This is a genomic window from Albimonas marina, from assembly GCF_029223255.1.
Lineage (GTDB): Bacteria > Pseudomonadota > Alphaproteobacteria > Rhodobacterales > Rhodobacteraceae > Albimonas.
On sequence record NZ_JARHUC010000004.1, the window covers coordinates 499,298 to 516,108 of the forward strand.

Here is a 16,811-nt window from a genome sequence, read left to right on the forward strand (position 1 = left end):
GCCGGGTCGGAACGCCCCGCGGACCGGCTGCCGCGCCGGTCCGCGAGACGCGGCGGGGGGCCTCAGCCGCCCGCGGCCGCGTCGGCCTGCTCGGCCACGCGGCGACCGGCGGCGGCCATCACCTGGCCGCGTTCGCACATCGCCCGCGGGTCGACGCCCGCCGAGCTGACGTTGCCCTGGGCCGCGCGGGCGGCGACGCCCATGGCGATGGCGCCCAGCCGGAACATCGAGAAGGCCACGTAGATCGGCCAGTCGTCGATCCGCTCCCGCCCCGAGCGGGCGCGGTAGCGCTCGAGCATCTCGGCCTCGGTCGGCATGCCGTCGGCCTCCGGGTCGACCCGGTCGGGCGCGCCCGGGGGCATCGACCAGGGCCGCAGCAGGTAGGCGAGGTCCGAGAGCGGGTGGCCGATGGTGCACAGCTCCCAGTCCAGGATCGCCAGCAGCTTCGGCTCGGTCGGGTGCATGATGACGTTGCCGGGCCGGTAGTCGCCGTGGACCACGGTGGATTCGTCGACGGCGTTGGGGGCGTGCGTCTCCAGCCAGCCGCGCAGCCAGTCGAGGTCGGAATAGTCGACGTCGGCCGGCAGCACGTCCTTCGACGCCTCCACCTGGCCCGCCCAGCGGGCGGTCTGGCGCACCAGGTAGCCGCCGGGCTTGCCGAACCCCTCGAGGTCCCTGCGCCAGTCGACGGCGTGCAGGTCCGCCAGCGCGTCGATCAGGGCGAAGGCGGCCTCGCGCCGGTGCTCGGGCTTCATGGGCGCGAGCGCGGCCGAGGGGATCACCCGGCCCTCGACATGCTCCATCACGTAGAACTCGGCGCCGATCACGCCCGGGTCGTCGCAATAGGCGATCATCTTCGGGGCGGGGACGGGCGTATGCTCCATCGCCGCCATGGCCCGGAACTCGCGGTCCACGGCATGGGCCTTGGGCAGCAGCTTGCCGGGCGGCTTCTTGCGCAGGACCCAGCGTCTGCCGCCGGCGCCGGTCAGCAGGAAGGTCGGGTTCGACATGCCGCCCTGGAACTGGTGCACCTCCAGCCCCTGCGCCGCCTCGGGCAGGTGGGGCGTCAACCAGGCGGCGAGCGCGTCGGCGTCGAAGCGGTGGATCTCGCTCGGCGCCTGCACGCGGGGGGTGTCGCCGTCTCCCTGCGGGGAGGCGGCGGAGGGGCGGGGGGCCTGGGCCACGCTCATCGCCCCCTCACTTCGCGGCGACGGCGGGGAAGGCGGGGGGACGGCGCTCGACGAAGCTCTTCACGCCCTCGCCGAAGTCGGGAGCCTTGAAGCTGGCGCTCATCTCGTCGTCGGCGATGGCGAGCGACTCGCCGAAGCTCTGGAAATAGGAGGCGCGGACCTGCCGCTTCATCACCGCGATGGAGCGGGGCGAGACCTCCTTGGCGAGGCTCTGCGCCACGCCCTCGACATGGGCGTCGAGCGCGTCGCCGGGGACCGAGCGGTTGACGAGGCCCAGCTCCTCGGCCTCCGCCCCGGTGAACTTGCGGGCGGTGAACAGCAGGTCGAGCGCGCGCGCCTCGCCCACCAGGCGGGGCAGCAGCCAGGCGATGCCGTGCTCGGCCACCAGGCCGCGGGCGGCGAAGGCGGTGGTGAACTTGGCCTCGTCCGCGGCGAAGCGCAGGTCGCAGTAGAGCGCGAGGATCAGGCCGATGCCCGCGCAGGGGCCGTTGATCTTGGCGATCACCGGCTTGGGGCAGCTGTAGAGGTAGCCGAAGCGCCCGTCGTAGACCGTGCCCAGCGACGGGCCGGGCGCGCCGGCGAAGCTGGAATCGGGCTTCGGCGTCGGGGCGGCCTTGCGCTCGGACGTGCCCTTGGAGGCGACCGCGTTCTCGAGCACGCCCATGTCGGCGCCCGCGCAGAAGCCGCGGCCGGCGCCGGTGATCACGATCACCCGGCAGGCGGGATCGGCGCCGGCGGCGACGACGGCCTGCTGCAGCTCGTCGGCGAGCGTGGGCGTGTAGGCGTTCAGCCGGTCGGGCCGGTTGAGGGTGATGGTGGTCACGTCGTCGGCGGTCGAGACGAGGATTTCCTGGAAGCTCATCGGAGCGTCTCCTGCAAGGCGGGGGCGCCCGCCCGCGCCGGGCGGGGCGCGGGCGAGCGAAGGGGAAAGGTCATTCGGCGGGCACGGCGGCTTCGGCCGCGGGGGCGGCGGCGCGCAGGGCGGTGGGGCGCAGGCTGATCACGCCCGAGGTCACCAGCGCCTGGTAGGCCGTCTCCTCGACGCCCAGGATGCCGGTCAGCACGTCGTGGGTGTCGGCGCCCAGCAGCGGCGCGGGGCCGAAGGGCGGCTTGCGCGCCCCGTCCTCGAGGATTGAGAGCGAGAACTGCCGCTGCACGCCCACGTGGGGCCGCTCGATGTCGAGATGCGCGCCGACGGCGGCGAGATGCGCGTCCTCCAGCGTCTCCTCGGGCGTCAGCACCGGGGCGGCGGCGACGCCGGCGGCCTGCAGCGCCTCGGCGGCGTCCAGGATGTCCTGCGTCGCGGTCCAGGCGGCGACGGCGGCGTCGAGCTCGTCCTCCCGCGCGCGGCGGGCGGCGAGGTCGAGGCCGGCGAGATCCTCGCGCCCGATGGTCCGCGCGAGCGTCGCCCAGGCGGCGTCGTCCTGGGCGGCGACGTGGATCCAGCGATCCTCGCCCGCGCCGGGATAGATGCCGTGCGGGGCCATCACGGCGTGACGGTTGCGGATGCGGGGCGGCTCGGCCCCGGTCGCGCCGCGGGTCAGCATGGCGGCGGCGGCGAAGGGCACCAGGCACTCCACCTGGCTCATGTTCACCCACTGGCCCTTGCCGCCGCGCTTGCGGTGCACCAGCGCCGCCAGCGCCGCCGCGGCCCCGTAGAGGCCGCCGATCGGGTCGCCATAGGCGATGTGGCCCATCGTCGGCGGCCAGGACGGATCGCCCCGGAACGAGGGCAGGCCCGAGGCATGTTCGAGCGTCGAGCCGTAGGCGCGGGTGTCCGACCACTCGTTGCGCCCGCCGAAGGCCGAGGCGGAGATCATCACCAGGTCGTCGCGCCCCTTCGAGAGCGACTCCCACCCCATGCCCAGCCGGTCCATGACCGAGGCGGCGTGGTTCTCGACCGTCAGCTGGCTCGCGTCGACCAGGGCCTTGGCCAGGCGCTTGCCCTCGTCGGTGGTCAGGTCGAGGCTTACGCTCTTCTTGCCGCGGTTCAGGGCGGTGAAGCGGCGGCTTTCCTCGTACTGGCGGCGCGCGATGGACTCGGCGTCCCACAGCGTGCCGCGCCACCAGTCGGGATAGCGGCCGGCCTCGATCTTGATCACCTCGGCCCCGAGGTCGGCGAGGATGCGGGTGATCAGCGGCCCGGCCCAGCCCATCGAGAAGTCGGCGACCCGAAGCCCGGTCAGCGGCGCGCCGGGGGCGGCGTCGCGCGCGGCGGAGGTGTCGAGCGGCTCGCCCCCGCCGCCGGTGTCGGCGACGCGGATCGGGCTGCGCGGGGCGACCAGGCCGCGCCCGCCGGCCTCGATCGTCTGCAGCAGGCCGCGGGGGCCGAAGATCGGGTGGTTTATCAGGGTCTCGGCGTCCGGGATCACCGCCATCGGCACGCGCATCTTCCGGCCCAGCGCGGCCCATTCCTCGGCCGTCTTGGCCTTCAGGCGGCGGTCGATCTCGGCCTCGATCTCGTCCGCGCGCTCGCCGCGCAGCTGGATGGTGGCGAGGCCGGGGTCGGTCGCCCACTCCGGCAGGTCCAGCATCTCGCAGAAAGCGGCCCACTGCGCGGGCGTCAGCACGGTGATGCCCAGCCAGCGCCCGTCGGCGCAGAGGTGGGAGGAGACGGGGCAGGTCGGGAAGAACCGGTTCACGCCCAGCCGCTCGCACTTGCGGTCGTAGACGATGGAATCGGCCATCGCGAGCTCGGACAGGCACAGGTTCGATTCGAGGATCCCCACCTCGAACCCCCGATGCCGCCCGCCCGCGTAGAGCGCGGCGAGGGCCGCGTGCAGCGCGAAGACGCCGCCCACCATCGAGGCCTGGAGGTCGCCGAGCTGCTGGGGCGGGCCATCCTTGGGGCCGACCACGTAGATCATCCCGATCAGCGCCTGCACCACGGCGTCGGAGCCCGCCCAGGTCGCCCGTGGGCCCTGGGCCGCGAACCAGCGCAGGTCGACGGTCGCCGCGCGGGGGCGGGAGGCGAGCGCGGGGCGCGCCGCCTCCTCGCCCAGGATCAGCAGGTCGGCGTCGGCGACCAGCGCGTCGAGGTCGCCCTCGGCCGCGGTCTTGCCGTGGTCCAGCCAGGCGTGGAGCAGGCCCTCGGTGCGGGGATCGTCGGCGATCTCGCGGCGCCGGCGCAGGGGATCGCCGCCCTCGGGCTCGACCCGCAGCACCTCGACGCCGAGGTCGGCGAGCATCCGCCCGCACCAGGCGCCGCCGACGCCGCCGCCGATCTCGACCGCGCGGATGCCGGCGAGCGGGCCCGCGCCCGGGCGGGAGGTCTGCGCGCCGCTCATCGGGCGAGACCCGGACGGACGGCGGAGGCGGGGGTCAGGCGGGCGCGCGCGCCCAGGGGGCGCGACTGCGGTGCGGGCCGCATCATGGGGATCCTCCCAGATCGTTGTCTGCGTCCGCCCTCTCCTGTCCGCGGGGAGGGCGGACGGGGGGCGGATTCTTCGCGCGAGCGTAGGCCTGACAGCTGTCAGGAATCAAGGCCGACGATCAGCCTGCCTTGCGATCCGGAGGCGAGGGCGGGGGGATGCGGGCGCGGCGGCGCCGGCGCTGCGGCTCAGCTTCGCCGCGCGGCCTCGGCCCCGGCGACGGGCGCGCCGGCGCCGGCCGCGGCCTGGGACGGGCCGCTCGCGGGGGCGTCGCCGCGGGCGGCGGATTCGCGCGCCAGCCGCTCGACCATCGCGGCCATCGAGAAGGCGACGGTGCGCAGCACCACCTCGGGGTCCACGCCCCGGTTCAGCCGGTCGCGCATGGGGCCGAAGGCGGTCATGAACACCATCAGGTTGGCCATGATCTCGGCGTGGGGATCGTCCTCGGGCACGCCGGCGAGGCGGCGCAGGTGCACGGCGAGGTCGGCCATCATCCGCCGCTCCCGCGCGATCATCGCGCGGCGGTCGGCGTCGCGCAGGTGGGGCACCGCGCGGTAAGAGAGCATGATTCCCTTGCCGTTCGTCCCCCAGAGCTGGCGCAGGTAGTCGACCAGCACCTCCTCCAGCGGCTCGTCCGGGCGGGCGTCGAGCATCTCGGGCAGGGTGGGGGCGTCGGTGCGGAACCACAGCTTGTTCAGCAGCCGGCGCAGGATGTCGTGCTTGTTGGCGACGTAGTCGTAGATGCTGGCCTGGTTCACGCCTGACCGGGCGCAGATGTCCCGGATCGTGGTCGAGGCGAAGCCCTTCTCCAGGAACAGCTCCAGCGAGGCGTCGCAGATCTGGTCGCGGCGGATCTGGACGAGGTCGGGGTTCTGGATCCCCTCGACCACCGCCTCCGCCAGCTCGGCGCGCGGCTTGCGCCCTGCGCCGGTCCTGCCCCCGGTCTTCGACTGCTTCGCCGTCACGCGAACGTTCTCCGATGTCCCCGGCGGCCGAGCCTAGGGGCCGCCCGGAGGCGGCGCAAGCGAGGCGCCGGGCGCGCGCCGCCCGGGTGCGACCGATTCTGCTGACCGGCCGGCAGGCGGCTTGACGCTCCAAGGCGCCCTCTGTAGCCTGACAAGCGTCAGCCTGTCGACCGTCAGGAATCGTTCCGGGGTCGGCGGCGCGCACCAGACAGGGGTCAACCCTGCGGACTGCGGGAGGAGAACGACATGAGCGTGGCGACACGCGAGCGCGCGCGGCCGGTCCGCGACGCGCAGCGAGCGGCCGTCTGCGGACGCGCCATCATCACCCGTCTTCCGGTCGGCCGGGGCCTGTCCGCCGCATGAGCGTCGAGGCCGGACTCGCCCCCCGCCCCTCCGCCGCCGCGCGCACCGACGCGGCCTCCGCCCCCCTTCTTTCGGTCGAGGGGCTGGGCATCGCCTTCGGCCCGCGCCGCGGCTTCGGCGGCGTGCGCGTGACCGAGGGGGTCGACTTCCAGATCGCCCGCGGCGAGCGCGTGGGCCTGGTGGGCGAAAGCGGCTGCGGCAAGACCGTCACCGGCCTCGCCCTGATGCGCCTGCTGCCGCCCTCGGCGCGCATCGACGGCCGGGTGATGCTGGACGGCGAGAACCTGCTGACCGCCTCGGCCTCGCGGATGCGGCGGATGCGGGGCGCGAAGATCGCGATGATCTTCCAGGAGCCGATGACCGCGCTCGACCCCGTGTTCACCATCGGCGAGCAGATCGGCGAGGCGCTGCGCATCCACAAGACCGTCTCCAAGGCCGAGGAGAAGGAGCGGGTGATCGAGGCGCTGGCCGAGGTCGGCATCCCCGCCCCCGCCCGCCGGGCGCAGGAATACCCCCACCAGCTGTCGGGCGGCATGCGCCAGCGCGCGATGATCGCCATGGCGCTGGTCTGCCGGCCGGAGCTGATCATCGCCGACGAGCCGACGACCGCGCTCGACGTCACCATCCAGGCCCAGATCATGGACCTGCTGGCGCGCCTGTCGGAGGAGACGGGCACCGCACTTCTGTTCATCACCCACGACCTGGGCGTGGTGGCCGAGACCTGCACCCGCATGATCACCATGTACGCGGGCCAGGTGGTCGAGGACGCGCCGGTGGACGAGGCGCTGATGCGCCCGCGCCATCCCTACACCTCGGGGCTGCTGCGCTCGCTTCCCCAGCTCAACCGCGGGCTGGACGAGGACGGGCGACGCTCCTTCGCCTTCATCCCCGGCCGCGTGCCCTCGCCCATGGCGATGCCCGAGGGCTGCCGCTTCCGCGACCGCTGCGCCTACGCCGAGGCGGGCTGCGAACGCCCGCAGGTCCTCGACGACGTGGCGCCCGGCCGCCGGGCCCGCTGCCGCCGCACCTCCGAACTGACCCTTCCGGGAGCCGTCGATTGAGCGCCGCCCCTTCCCCCGCCGCCGCCTCCGCCGTTTCCGCCGGGACCGAAACGCCGGTCGTCCGGGTCGCGGGCCTGCGGATCCTGTTCCCCTCGCTCGACGGCTCCGACACGGTGAAGGCCGTGGACGGGGTCGATTTCGAGATCCGCCCCGCCGAGACCTTCGGGATCATCGGCGAGAGCGGCTCGGGCAAATCGACCATCGGCCGGGCGCTGGTGGGGCTGCTCGATGCAACGGAAGGCGTGATCGAGCTCGACGGCCGCACGCTGGACTCGGTCCCCCGGCGGGACCGGCGCAAGGTGCGCCAGGCCTACCAGATCGTCTTCCAGGATCCCCATGCCGCGCTGAACCCGCGCATGACCCTGATGGAGAGCCTGACCGAGCCCCTGCGCATCCGCGGCGGCGTTGCCGAGGACGAGATGCGCCGCCTCGCGCAGGAGAGCATGGAGCGCGTGGGCCTGCGCGCCGAGATGCTGGCGCGCTATCCGCACGAGCTGTCGGGCGGCCAGAAGCAGCGCGCCAACATCGCCCGCCTGCTGCCGCTGAACCCCCGCCTGATCGTCTGCGACGAGGTGGTGGCCGCGCTCGACGTGTCGATCCGCGGGGAGGTGCTGAACCTCTTCGCCGACCTGCAGCGCGACTTCGGCATCGCCTACGCCTTCATCGCCCATGACATCGCGGTGGTGGCCCAGGTCTCGGACCGGATCGCGGTGACCTACCTGGGGCGCTTCATGGAGGTCGGCCCCGCCGAGGCGGTGACCGAGAGGCCCCTGCACCCCTACACCACCGCGCTGCTGTCGGCCGAGCCGCGCCCGCTGCCCGCCCACCTGCGCGAGGCGCGCCGGATCGACCTGAAGGGCGAGATCCCCAGCCCCGTCGATCCGCCCTCGGGCTGCCGCTTCCGCACCCGCTGCCCCTGGGCGCAGGAGCGTTGCGCGGCCGAGGTCCCGGACTGGCGCGAGCTGCGCCCCGACCACTACGTCGCCTGCCATTTCGCCGGTCCCGACGGGATCGAGACGGCGATGACCCAGGCGGACGACTGACGACCAGGACGCGACGCCGGGCGGGGGAGAGCGGCCCCCCGCCCGACGACGAGACCCCCGCGAGAGCGTCGCGAAAGGCGCCGATGCGGACCCCGGAGGAGGAAAGACGACGTGACCGACAGGTTCGAGAAACAGGGCGTGCTGGCCCATCTGCCCCCGCTGAGACGCCGCCAGTTCCTGGCCGGCGCGGCGGCGCTTTCGGCGCTGGGCGCGGCCGGGGTGCCGCTGCGCGCGGGCGCGGCGCCCTCGGGCAACCTGCGGGTGATGGCGAACGCCAACCCCTCGAGCCTCGATCCCGCCACGGGCGGCGCGGGCTCGGATCACGTCTTCCTCTACTGCTTCTACGACACGCTGGTGGACTGGGACTTCGCGACCCTCGCCCCCCAGCCGGGCCTGGCCGAGAGCTGGGAGTTCACCGATCCCCAGACCCTGGTCTTCAAGCTGCGCGAGGGCGTGAGCTTCCACGACGGCACGCCCTTCGACGCCGCCGCGGTGGTCTTCAACCTGGAGCGCAACCGCTCCGCCGCGCTGTCGAACATCAAGAAGGACCTCGGCAGCGTCGAGAGCGTCGAGGCGACGGGCGCGCATGAGGTGACCCTCAGGCTCTCGGCCCCCGACACCGCGCTGCCGCTGATCCTGTCGGACCGCGCGGGAATGATGATCTCCCCCGCCGCGCTGGGCAACGATCCCGAGGCCAAGGTCGACCGCGAGCCGGTGGGGACGGGCCCGTGGAAATTCACCGGCTGGACCGACGGCGAGAAGGTGACCGGCGAGGCGAACCCCGACCACTGGCGCGACGGCATCCCCAAGGTCGAAAGCATCGAGCTTCAGATCATCCCCGAGCGCGCCACGGCGCTGCGCGCGGCGCAGTCCGGCCAGGCCGACATCGCCTACCAGATCGCCGAGCAGCAGAAGGTGCTGATCGAGCGGATGCCGACGCTGGCGCTCGCCTTCGGCCCGACGCTCTACGTCTACCAGCTCTATCTCAACGCCTCCCGCGGGCCGCTGTCGGATCCGCGGATCCGCAAGGCGATGACCATGGCCATCGACCGCGACGCCTGGGTGAAGGCGACCCAGGCCGGGGTGGGCGAGCCCGCGCACATGAACCTGCCCAAGGCCCACTGGGCCTGGTCGGAGGCGGCGGCGAAGCACACGCAGTACGACCTCGACATGGCCAGGTCGCTGATGAAGGAGGCCGGCGTCGAGGGCGGCTTCGAGCTCGACTTCCGCGGCTACACCGACCAGGCCTCGGTGCAGCGCTCGGAGGTGATGCTCGAGCAGCTGGGCAAGCTCAACATCACCGGGCGCTTCACCAACGGCACCATCGCCGAGACCTCGTCGCGCTTCTTCTCGGCGGAGAAGGCGGGCGACGTCCTGCTCTCGGCCTGGACCGGGCGGCCGGACCCGAGCCTGACCTACTCGCTGCTCTACTCGGAAAGCTCCTACTACAACCCCGGCCGCGTGGCCCCGCCCGAGGGGTTCGAGGCGGCGATGGCCGACAGCCGCGCCTCCGCCGACCAGGCCAAGCGCGCAGAGGCGCTGGGACGCGCGCAGGAGCTGGTGATGGACGCCGCCCTGACCATCCCGCTGAGCATCCGCTACGAGGTCGACGCGCTGTCGACCAAGGTTCAGGGCTATTCGGCCAACCTGCTGGGCAAGCCGAAGTTCCTGCACGTCGGCCTGGGCTGAGGCCCGCCGACGAGACCCCACCCGCGCGCCCGGTTCCCGGGCGCGCAGACCTCGCCCGACACGGTCGCGAAGACGGCCGGGGCGCCCCACAGGGAGGACGATCGATGGATGACAAGCTGAAGAAGATGAAACTGGAGGGGATGCTCGCGCATCTGCCGCCCCTGCGCCGCCGCCAGTTCCTGGCCGGCGCCGCCGCCGCCGCGGGCGTCGGCGCGCTGGGCCTGCCGCGCATGGCGGCCGCCCAGTCGGGGAACACGCTGCGCATCTCCAGCTACACCAACCCCTCCTCGATGGACCCGGCGATCGGCGGCAACGGCGGCGACCACGTCTATCTGTGGAACTTCTACGACACGCTGATCGAGTGGGACTTCCAGACGCTGGCCCCGATCCCGAGCCTGGCCAAGGCGTTCGAGTTCACCGATCCCCAGACCCTGGTGCTGACCCTCGAGGAAGGCGTGACCTTCCATGACGGCTCGCCCTTCAACGCCGAGGCGGTGGTCTTCAACCTCGAGCGCAACCGCTCGGCCGAGACCTCGAACGTGAAGCCCGACCTCGCCACGATCGAGAGCACCGAGGCGACCGGCGAGTTCGAGGTGACCATCCGCCTCAAGCAGCCCGACACCGCCCTGCCGCTGATCCTGTCGGATCGCGCGGGCATGATGGTCTCGCCCACCGCGCTGGGCAACGACCCCGAGGCCAACGTCAACCGCAACGCGGTCGGCGCGGGCCCGTGGAAGTTCGTCTCCTGGACCGACCACGACAAGGTCGAGGGCACGCGCAACGAGAACTACTGGCGCGAAGGCCAGCCGGCGATGGACAATCTGCTGATGACCATCACGCCCGAGCGCGCGACCGCCATGCGCGCCGTGCAGTCGGGCCAGTCCGACCTCGCCTATTCCCTGGCCGAGACCCAGAAGACGCTGATCGAGCGGCTGCCCAACCTCAAGCTGATCGAGGGGCCGACGGTCTACATCTACCAGCTCTACCTCAACCGCTCCCGCGGGCCGCTGCAGGACGCGAAGGTCCGCCAGGCCCTGCAGCTCGCCATCGACCGGGAGGCCTACGTCGCCGCCACCCAGGCCGGCGTGGGCGAGCCGGCGCGCATGTTCCTGCCGCAGGCCCACTGGGCCTATTCCGAGAACGCGGCCGAGCATGTCTACTTCGACCTCGACAAGGCCAAGTTCCTGATGAAGGAGGCCGGGCTCGAAAGCGGCTTCGAGATCGACTTCGTCAGCTACACCGACCAGGCCTTCGTGCAGCGCCAGGAGGTGGTGCTCGAGCAGCTCTCCAAGATCAACGTGACCGGGACGTTCCGCAACGGGCCGGTCCCCGACATCGTCTCGCGCTTCATGGGCAAGGAGAAGTCGGGCGACTCGATGCTCTCGGCCTGGACCGGGCGGCCGGATCCGACCCAGACCTACGACCTGCTGTTCTCGGAGAACTCGTTCTACAACCCCGGCCGGACCCCGCCGCCCGAGGGCTTCGTCGAGGCGCTCGCCGAGACCCGCGCCACCTCCGAGCAGGACAAGCGCAAGGCCGCCTTCGACAAGCTGCAGACCATCGTCATGCGCGAGGCTTTGGCGATCACGCTCTCGGTCCGCTACGAGGTCGACGTGGCCACCACCAAGGTCTCGGGCTTCGAGCCGAACCTGCTGGGCAAGCCCAAGTTCCGCAACGTGAAGGTCGGCTGAGGCCGAAACAGCGCCGCGCGGAGCCCTCCGCGCGGCGCCCCCTGTCCCCCAGCGATCGGAAGGTTCGACGTGCTCAACCCGCTCCAGCGCCGGATGCTGCGCCGCCGCCTTTTGCAGGCGATCCCGGTGCTGTTCCTGGCCACCTTCTCCGTCTTCATGCTGATGAAGCTGCTGCCCGGCGACGTGGCGGTGGTCCTCGCCGGCGAGCAGGCCACAGACGAGCGCATCGCCGAGATCCGGGAGATCTACGGGCTGAACCGCCCGCTGCTGGTGCAATACGGCGACTGGGTGCTGGGGGCGTTGCAGGGGGACCTGTCGCAATCCCTGCTCTCGGGCGAGGAGATCGGCACCACCATCGCCCGGGTCTTTCCCAACACGATGTTCATCGTGGCCTACGCGATCCTGATCTCGATCGTGCTGGGCGTGCCGCTGGGCGTGCTGGCGGCCAGCCGGCCCAACACCTGGGTCGACAAGTTCGTGATGACCTTCTCGTCCGTGGGGGTCGCGCTGCCGAACTTCTGGCTGGCGATGATCTTCGTGGGCGCCTTCGCGCTGAACCGCGCCTGGCTGCCCGCCACCGGCTTCGTCCCCCCGCAGGAGGATCTGTGGGCCGCCATCTCCCACTCGACCCTTCCCGCCGTCGCCCTGGCGGCCTCGGGCGTGGCGGAGGTGGCGCGGCAGCTGCGCTCCTCGCTGGTCGAGATCCTGCAGTCGCAGCACTTCCGCACCCTGCACGCCAAGGGCCTGCACCCGCGCGCGATGCTGTGGCGGCACGGGCTGCGCAACGTCTCGGTCAACCTGCTGACCGTCATCTCGCTGCTGGTGAACCGGACGCTGGCCGCCACTGTGGTGGTCGAGGCGGTGTTCGCCATTCCCGGCATGGGCACCACGATGGTCAACGCCACGCTGCAGCGCGACTTCCCGGTCGTGCAGGGGGTGGTGCTGATGATGGTGCTGACGGTCATCACCGTGAACCTGATCACCGACATGCTCTACAGCGTGCTTGACCCGAGGATCGGCCAGAAATGACCTCCGCTCCCCGACCCGCCCCCGCGCCTGACGCGGCGCCCGAGGCCCCGCGCCCCGATCCCGCCCCCTCGGCCGTCGCCGCCGCGCGGCAGGCCTCCCCCGGCGCGACCGCGGCGGCGGGCAAGGCGCCGGCCGCCCGCTCCATCGCCGACGTGGCGCCCGTCCGCCGCTCCTTCGGCCGCAAGGTCCGGGACTGGGGAGCGGACGATCCGCTGGCCGTCGGCGCGCTGATCGTGCTGCTGGCGATCGTCGCCTGCTCGATCTTCGCGCCCTGGATCGCGCCCTACGACCCGACCTTCCAGGACTACGGCAAGATCCTGATGCCGCCCTCGCCCGAGTATCCGCTGGGCACCGACGACCTGGGCCGCGACGTGCTCAGCCGCCTGATCCACGGGGCCTCGGCTTCCGTCTACGCGGCCTTCCTCGCGGTCGGCGTGGCGGCGGTGCTGGGCATCCCCGTGGGCCTGATCGCGGGCTACGCCGGCGGCTGGGTCGACGACGCGATCAGCCGGATCATCGACACGTTCCTGTCGTTCCCCGCCATCGTGCTCGCCATCGCGGTGACCGGCGTGCTGGGGATCGGGCTGACCAACGCGATGATCTCGGTCGGCATCGTCTTCGCCCCGCAGCTCGCCCGCCTCGCCCGCGCCCGCGCGCTGGTCCTGAAGCAGGAGCTCTACGTGGATGCGGCCCGCTGCTTCGGCGCCTCGCCGACGCGGATCCTGTGGAAGCACGTGCTGCCCAACGCCATCCAGCCGGTGCTGGTGCAGATGACGCTGCTGATGGCGGTCGCCCTGCTGGCCGAGGCGTCGCTGTCGTTCCTCGGCCTCGGGATGCAGCCGCCCGAGCCGTCCTGGGGCGGCATGATCGCGCGCGCCTACCTCTACATGCAGATCGCGCCCGAGCAGATGTACGCCCCCGGCCTCGCGATCCTCGCGACCGCGCTTGCCTTCAACACGCTGGGCGAGAGCCTGCGCGAGGCGATGGACCCCACCTCGGCCAAGAGCTGAGCCCCGACCTGTCCCGGCGCGCCCCGCCCCTCCCGCGGGGGCGCGCCGGCCCCGTTTCCAGGAGATCCCCCCGAATGCCCGCGCCCCAGCCCGCCGCCGCCTCCGCCGCGCCCGCCATCGACCGCCTGCTGATCGCCAACCGCGGCGAGATCGCGCTGCGCATCCAGCGCACGGCGGCCGACCTGGGCGTGGCGACGGTGGCGGTGCATTCCGAGGACGACGCCAAGTCGCTCCACGTGCGCCGCGCCGACGCCGCCGCCGCGCTGAAGGGCGTGGGCGCGCGGGCCTATCTCGACGTCGACGCGGTGATCGAGGCCGCCCGCGCCACCGGCGCCGACGCGGTCCACCCCGGCTACGGGTTCCTGTCCGAAAGCGCCGCCTTCGCCCGCGCGGTCGAGGCGGCGGGCCTCGTCTTCGTCGGCCCCACGCCCGAAGCGCTGGCGCTGCTGGGCGACAAGGTCTCGGCCAAGCGGCGGGCGAAGGAGCTCGACGTGCCGATCCTGCCGGGCACGGCGGAGGACACCGACCTCGCCGCCGCGACCGCCTTCTTCGACGGCCTGCCCGAGGGCGCCGCGATGCTGATCAAGGCCGTCGCCGGCGGCGGCGGGCGGGGGATGCGCGTGGTCCGCGAGCGCGCCGAGATCGAGGAGGCCTGGACCCGCTGCCGCTCCGAGGCCAAGGGCGCCTTCGGGGATCCGGCGGTCTACGTCGAGCGGTTCCTGCCCGCGGCGCGACACCTCGAGGTGCAGGTGCTGGGCGACGGCACCGGCACCTGCATCCACCTCGGCGAGCGGGAATGCACCCTCCAGCGCCGCCACCAGAAGGTGGTCGAGATCGCCCCCTCCCCGACCCTGCCGGCCGAGACCCGCGAAGCGCTCTGCACCCACGCCCTGAAGCTGGCGTCCTCCGCCGACTACCGCAGCCTCGGCACCTTCGAATTCCTGATGGACGCCGAGACGGGCGAGATCTTCTTCATCGAGGCCAATCCCCGCATCCAGGTCGAGCATACGGTGACCGAGGCGGTGACGGGCCTCGACCTCGTGGCGCTGCAGATCGAGATCGCGCGGGGCCGGACGCTGGCCGACCTCGGCCTGACGCAGGCGGCCGTTCCCGCGCCGCGGGGCCACGCGATCCAGCTGCGCGTGAACATGGAGCGGATGGACGCGACCGCCGCCGCCAAGCCCGCCTCGGGCACCGTGCGGGTCTACGAGCCGCCGGCGGGCGCGGGCGTGCGGGTCGACGGCTTCGCCTACGCGGGGTTCAAGACCTCGACCGGCTTCGACAGCCTGCTGGCGAAGGTGATCGTGCACGCCCCCGGCGACTGGGCCTCGGCCGTCGCGCGGGCCGAGCGGGCGGCGGCCGAGTTCCGGATCGAGGGGATCGACACCAACCTGCCCTGGCTGCGCGCGCTGCTGGCCCGGCCGGAGGTGAAGGCCAACGCCGTCACCACCCGCTTCATCGAGGCGGAGGCCGCGGCCCTGCACGCCGCCGCCCAGAGCATCGCCCCGCCCCTGTTCTTCGAGAGCGAGCCGGGCCTGGCCGAGGCCGCCGACGCCGCCCCCGGCTCGGTCCCCGAGGGCGCGGTGACGGCGCCGATGCAGTCCACGGTGCTGTCCATCGGGGTCGCGGCGGGCGACGCGGTCGCCGCCGGCCAGCAGGTCGCGGTGCTGGAAGCGATGAAGATGGAGCATGTCGTCGTCGCCCCCTACGCCGGCACGGTCCGGCGCGTGATGGCCCAGCCCGGCGTCACCCTGATGGACGGCGCCCCGATCCTGGTGATCGAGCGCTCCGAGGACGCCGGCGACGCGGTGGCGGCGGAGGAGGAGATCGACCTCGACCTGATCCGCCCCGACCTCGCCGAAGCCCTTGAGCGCCGCGGCTTCGGGCGCGACGAGAACCGCCCCGAGGCCGTCGCCAAGCGCCGCGCGCGGGGCCACCAGACGGGGCGCGAGAACCTCGCCCAGGTCTGCGATCCGGGCACGTTCCTGGAGTATGGCGAGACCGCCATCGCCGCCCAGCGCCAGCGCCGCAGCCTCGAGGATCTGCGCAAGAACACCTCCGGCGACGGCATCCTGACCGGGATCGGGCTGGTGAACTCCGACGAGGTCGGCGAGGACCTGGGCCGCTGCGCCTTCGCCATCGCCGACTACATGGTGCTGGCCGGCACCCAGGGGCAGCGCCATCACCGCAAGCTCGACCGCATCTTCCACCTCGCCAAGGAGTGGACGATCCCCATGGTCCTCTTCGCCGAGGGCGGCGGCGGGCGGCCGGGCGACACCGAGCGGGCGACCTACGCCGGCATCTCGACCCGGACTTTCAGCGCCTTCGCGGAACTGTCGGGGCAGGTGCCCATCGTCGGCGTCGTCTCCGGCCGCTGCTTCGCGGGCAACGCGGCGTTCCTGGGCTGCTGCGACGTGATCATCGCCGACGAGTCCTCCAACATCGGCATGGCCGGCCCCGCGATGATCGAGGGCGGGGGCCTGGGCATCTACCAGCCCGAGGAGATCGGGCCCATCGACGTGCAGTCGAAGAACGGCGTCGTCGACATCCGCGTGAAGGACGAGGCCGAGGCCTGCGCCATGGCGCGCAAGTACCTCTCCTACTTCCAGGGGCCGGTGAAGACCTGGGAGGCGCCCGACGCCCGCGCCCTGCGCCACGTGGTGCCCGAGAACCGCCTGCGCTCCTACGAGGTGCGCGACGCGATCCACGGGATGGCCGACGTGGACTCGGTGCTGGAGCTGCGGCCCGAGTTCGGGATCGGCATCGTCACCGCCTTCATCCGGATCGAGGGCAAGCCCTTCGGCGTCATCGCCAACAACTCCAAGCACCTGGGCGGCGCCATCGACGCGCCGGCGGCCGACAAGGCCAGCCGCTTCATGCAGCTCTGCGACGCCTTCGACATCCCCATCGTCAGCCTCTGCGACAGCCCCGGCTTCATGGTGGGGCCGGAGGCGGAGAAGACCGCGCTGGTGCGCCACGTCTGCCGGATGTTCGTCACCGCCCGCTCGATCACCGTGCCGCTGTTCGGGATCGTGCTGCGCAAGTGCTACGGGCTGGGCGCCCAGGCGATGCTGGCGGGCGGCACCTACGACGACTTCTTCACCATCGCCTGGCCGACGGGCGAGTTCGGGCCCATGGGCCTCGAGGGCGCGGTGCGGCTGGGCTACCGCAAGGAGCTCGACGCGGTGGAGGACGAGGCGGAGAAGCAGGCCCTCTACGACAAGCTCCTCGACGAGATGTACCAGCAGGGCAAGGCCGTGCGGGTGGCCGAGACGCTGGAGGTCGACGCCGTGATCGACCCGGTGGAGACGCGGCAGTGGATCCTGGGCGGCCTGCGCACGGCGCGCGTTCGCCCGCCGATGTCGGGGCGCAAGCGGCCCTTCGTGGACGCCTGGTGAG

General features: G+C 72.7%; 11 protein-coding genes. 7 read left to right on the forward strand and 4 right to left on the reverse strand.

The window, feature by feature from the left end; genetic code table 11:
* Positions 1-62 precede the first annotated feature (62 nt).
* The 4 genes from P2H44_RS13815 to P2H44_RS13830 form a co-directional block, all read right to left on the reverse strand.
* On the reverse strand, positions 63-1,190 hold the full coding sequence (locus tag P2H44_RS13815) for a phosphotransferase family protein (protein WP_275764307.1): 1,128 nt from the start codon (positions 1,188-1,190) through the stop codon (positions 63-65).
* Between the two features lie 7 nt (positions 1,191-1,197).
* Entirely contained in the window at positions 1,198-2,052 is an 855-nt protein-coding gene (locus P2H44_RS13820; protein WP_275764309.1) for an enoyl-CoA hydratase, read from the reverse strand.
* A 70-nt stretch (positions 2,053-2,122) separates the two neighbouring features.
* Positions 2,123-4,477: a CaiB/BaiF CoA-transferase family protein gene (locus P2H44_RS13825; protein WP_275764310.1), complete on the reverse strand. Its 2,355-nt coding sequence runs from the start codon at positions 4,475-4,477 to the stop codon at positions 2,123-2,125.
* 272 nt (positions 4,478-4,749) lie between these two features.
* Positions 4,750-5,526, reverse strand: coding sequence for a TetR/AcrR family transcriptional regulator (locus P2H44_RS13830; RefSeq protein WP_275764311.1), 777 nt, complete (start codon positions 5,524-5,526; stop codon positions 4,750-4,752).
* Between the two features lie 359 nt (positions 5,527-5,885).
* Between P2H44_RS13830 and P2H44_RS13835 the strand changes: the two genes are divergently transcribed.
* The 7 genes from P2H44_RS13835 (at position 5,886) to P2H44_RS13865 (ending at position 16,810) form a co-directional block, all read left to right on the forward strand.
* Entirely contained in the window at positions 5,886-6,950 is a 1,065-nt protein-coding gene (locus tag P2H44_RS13835; protein ID WP_275764313.1) for an ABC transporter ATP-binding protein, read from the forward strand.
* Positions 6,947-7,993: an ABC transporter ATP-binding protein gene (locus tag P2H44_RS13840; RefSeq protein ID WP_275764314.1), complete on the forward strand. Its 1,047-nt coding sequence runs from the start codon at positions 6,947-6,949 to the stop codon at positions 7,991-7,993. The genes P2H44_RS13835 and P2H44_RS13840 overlap by 4 nt, the downstream gene beginning before the upstream one ends.
* 111 nt (positions 7,994-8,104) lie before the next feature.
* The gene (locus tag P2H44_RS13845) at positions 8,105-9,682 is read left to right on the forward strand and encodes an ABC transporter substrate-binding protein (RefSeq protein ID WP_275764316.1); all 1,578 of its coding nucleotides are present in this window, start codon (positions 8,105-8,107) and stop codon (positions 9,680-9,682) included.
* Between the two features lie 104 nt (positions 9,683-9,786).
* Positions 9,787-11,373 carry an ABC transporter substrate-binding protein gene (locus tag P2H44_RS13850; protein ID WP_275764318.1) on the forward strand — a complete coding sequence of 529 codons (1,587 nt, stop codon included), beginning with the start codon at positions 9,787-9,789 and terminating at the stop codon, positions 11,371-11,373.
* Positions 11,374-11,442: 69 nt separating this feature from the next.
* Positions 11,443-12,402: an ABC transporter permease gene (locus P2H44_RS13855; RefSeq protein ID WP_275764320.1), complete on the forward strand. Its 960-nt coding sequence runs from the start codon at positions 11,443-11,445 to the stop codon at positions 12,400-12,402.
* Positions 12,399-13,412: an ABC transporter permease gene (locus P2H44_RS13860; protein WP_275764322.1), complete on the forward strand. Its 1,014-nt coding sequence runs from the start codon at positions 12,399-12,401 to the stop codon at positions 13,410-13,412. The genes P2H44_RS13855 and P2H44_RS13860 overlap by 4 nt, the downstream gene beginning before the upstream one ends.
* A 74-nt stretch (positions 13,413-13,486) precedes the next feature.
* A complete protein-coding gene (locus P2H44_RS13865; RefSeq protein ID WP_275764324.1) occupies positions 13,487-16,810 on the forward strand; it encodes an acetyl-CoA carboxylase family protein in 3,324 nt (1,107 codons plus the stop codon).
* Position 16,811: the final 1 nt, after the last annotated feature.

Coding starts and splice junctions, on each gene's coding strand:
- P2H44_RS13825 (WP_275764310.1), bottom strand. CDS start 4,477: ATGAGCGGCGCGCAGACCTCCCGCCCGGGCGCGGGCCCGCTCGCCGGC.
- P2H44_RS13865 (WP_275764324.1), top strand. CDS start 13,487: ATGCCCGCGCCCCAGCCCGCCGCCGCCTCCGCCGCGCCCGCCATCGAC.
- P2H44_RS13815 (WP_275764307.1), bottom strand. CDS start 1,190: ATGAGCGTGGCCCAGGCCCCCCGCCCCTCCGCCGCCTCCCCGCAGGGA.
- P2H44_RS13850 (WP_275764318.1), top strand. CDS start 9,787: ATGGATGACAAGCTGAAGAAGATGAAACTGGAGGGGATGCTCGCGCAT.
- P2H44_RS13835 (WP_275764313.1), top strand. CDS start 5,886: ATGAGCGTCGAGGCCGGACTCGCCCCCCGCCCCTCCGCCGCCGCGCGC.
- P2H44_RS13860 (WP_275764322.1), top strand. CDS start 12,399: ATGACCTCCGCTCCCCGACCCGCCCCCGCGCCTGACGCGGCGCCCGAG.
- P2H44_RS13820 (WP_275764309.1), bottom strand. CDS start 2,052: ATGAGCTTCCAGGAAATCCTCGTCTCGACCGCCGACGACGTGACCACC.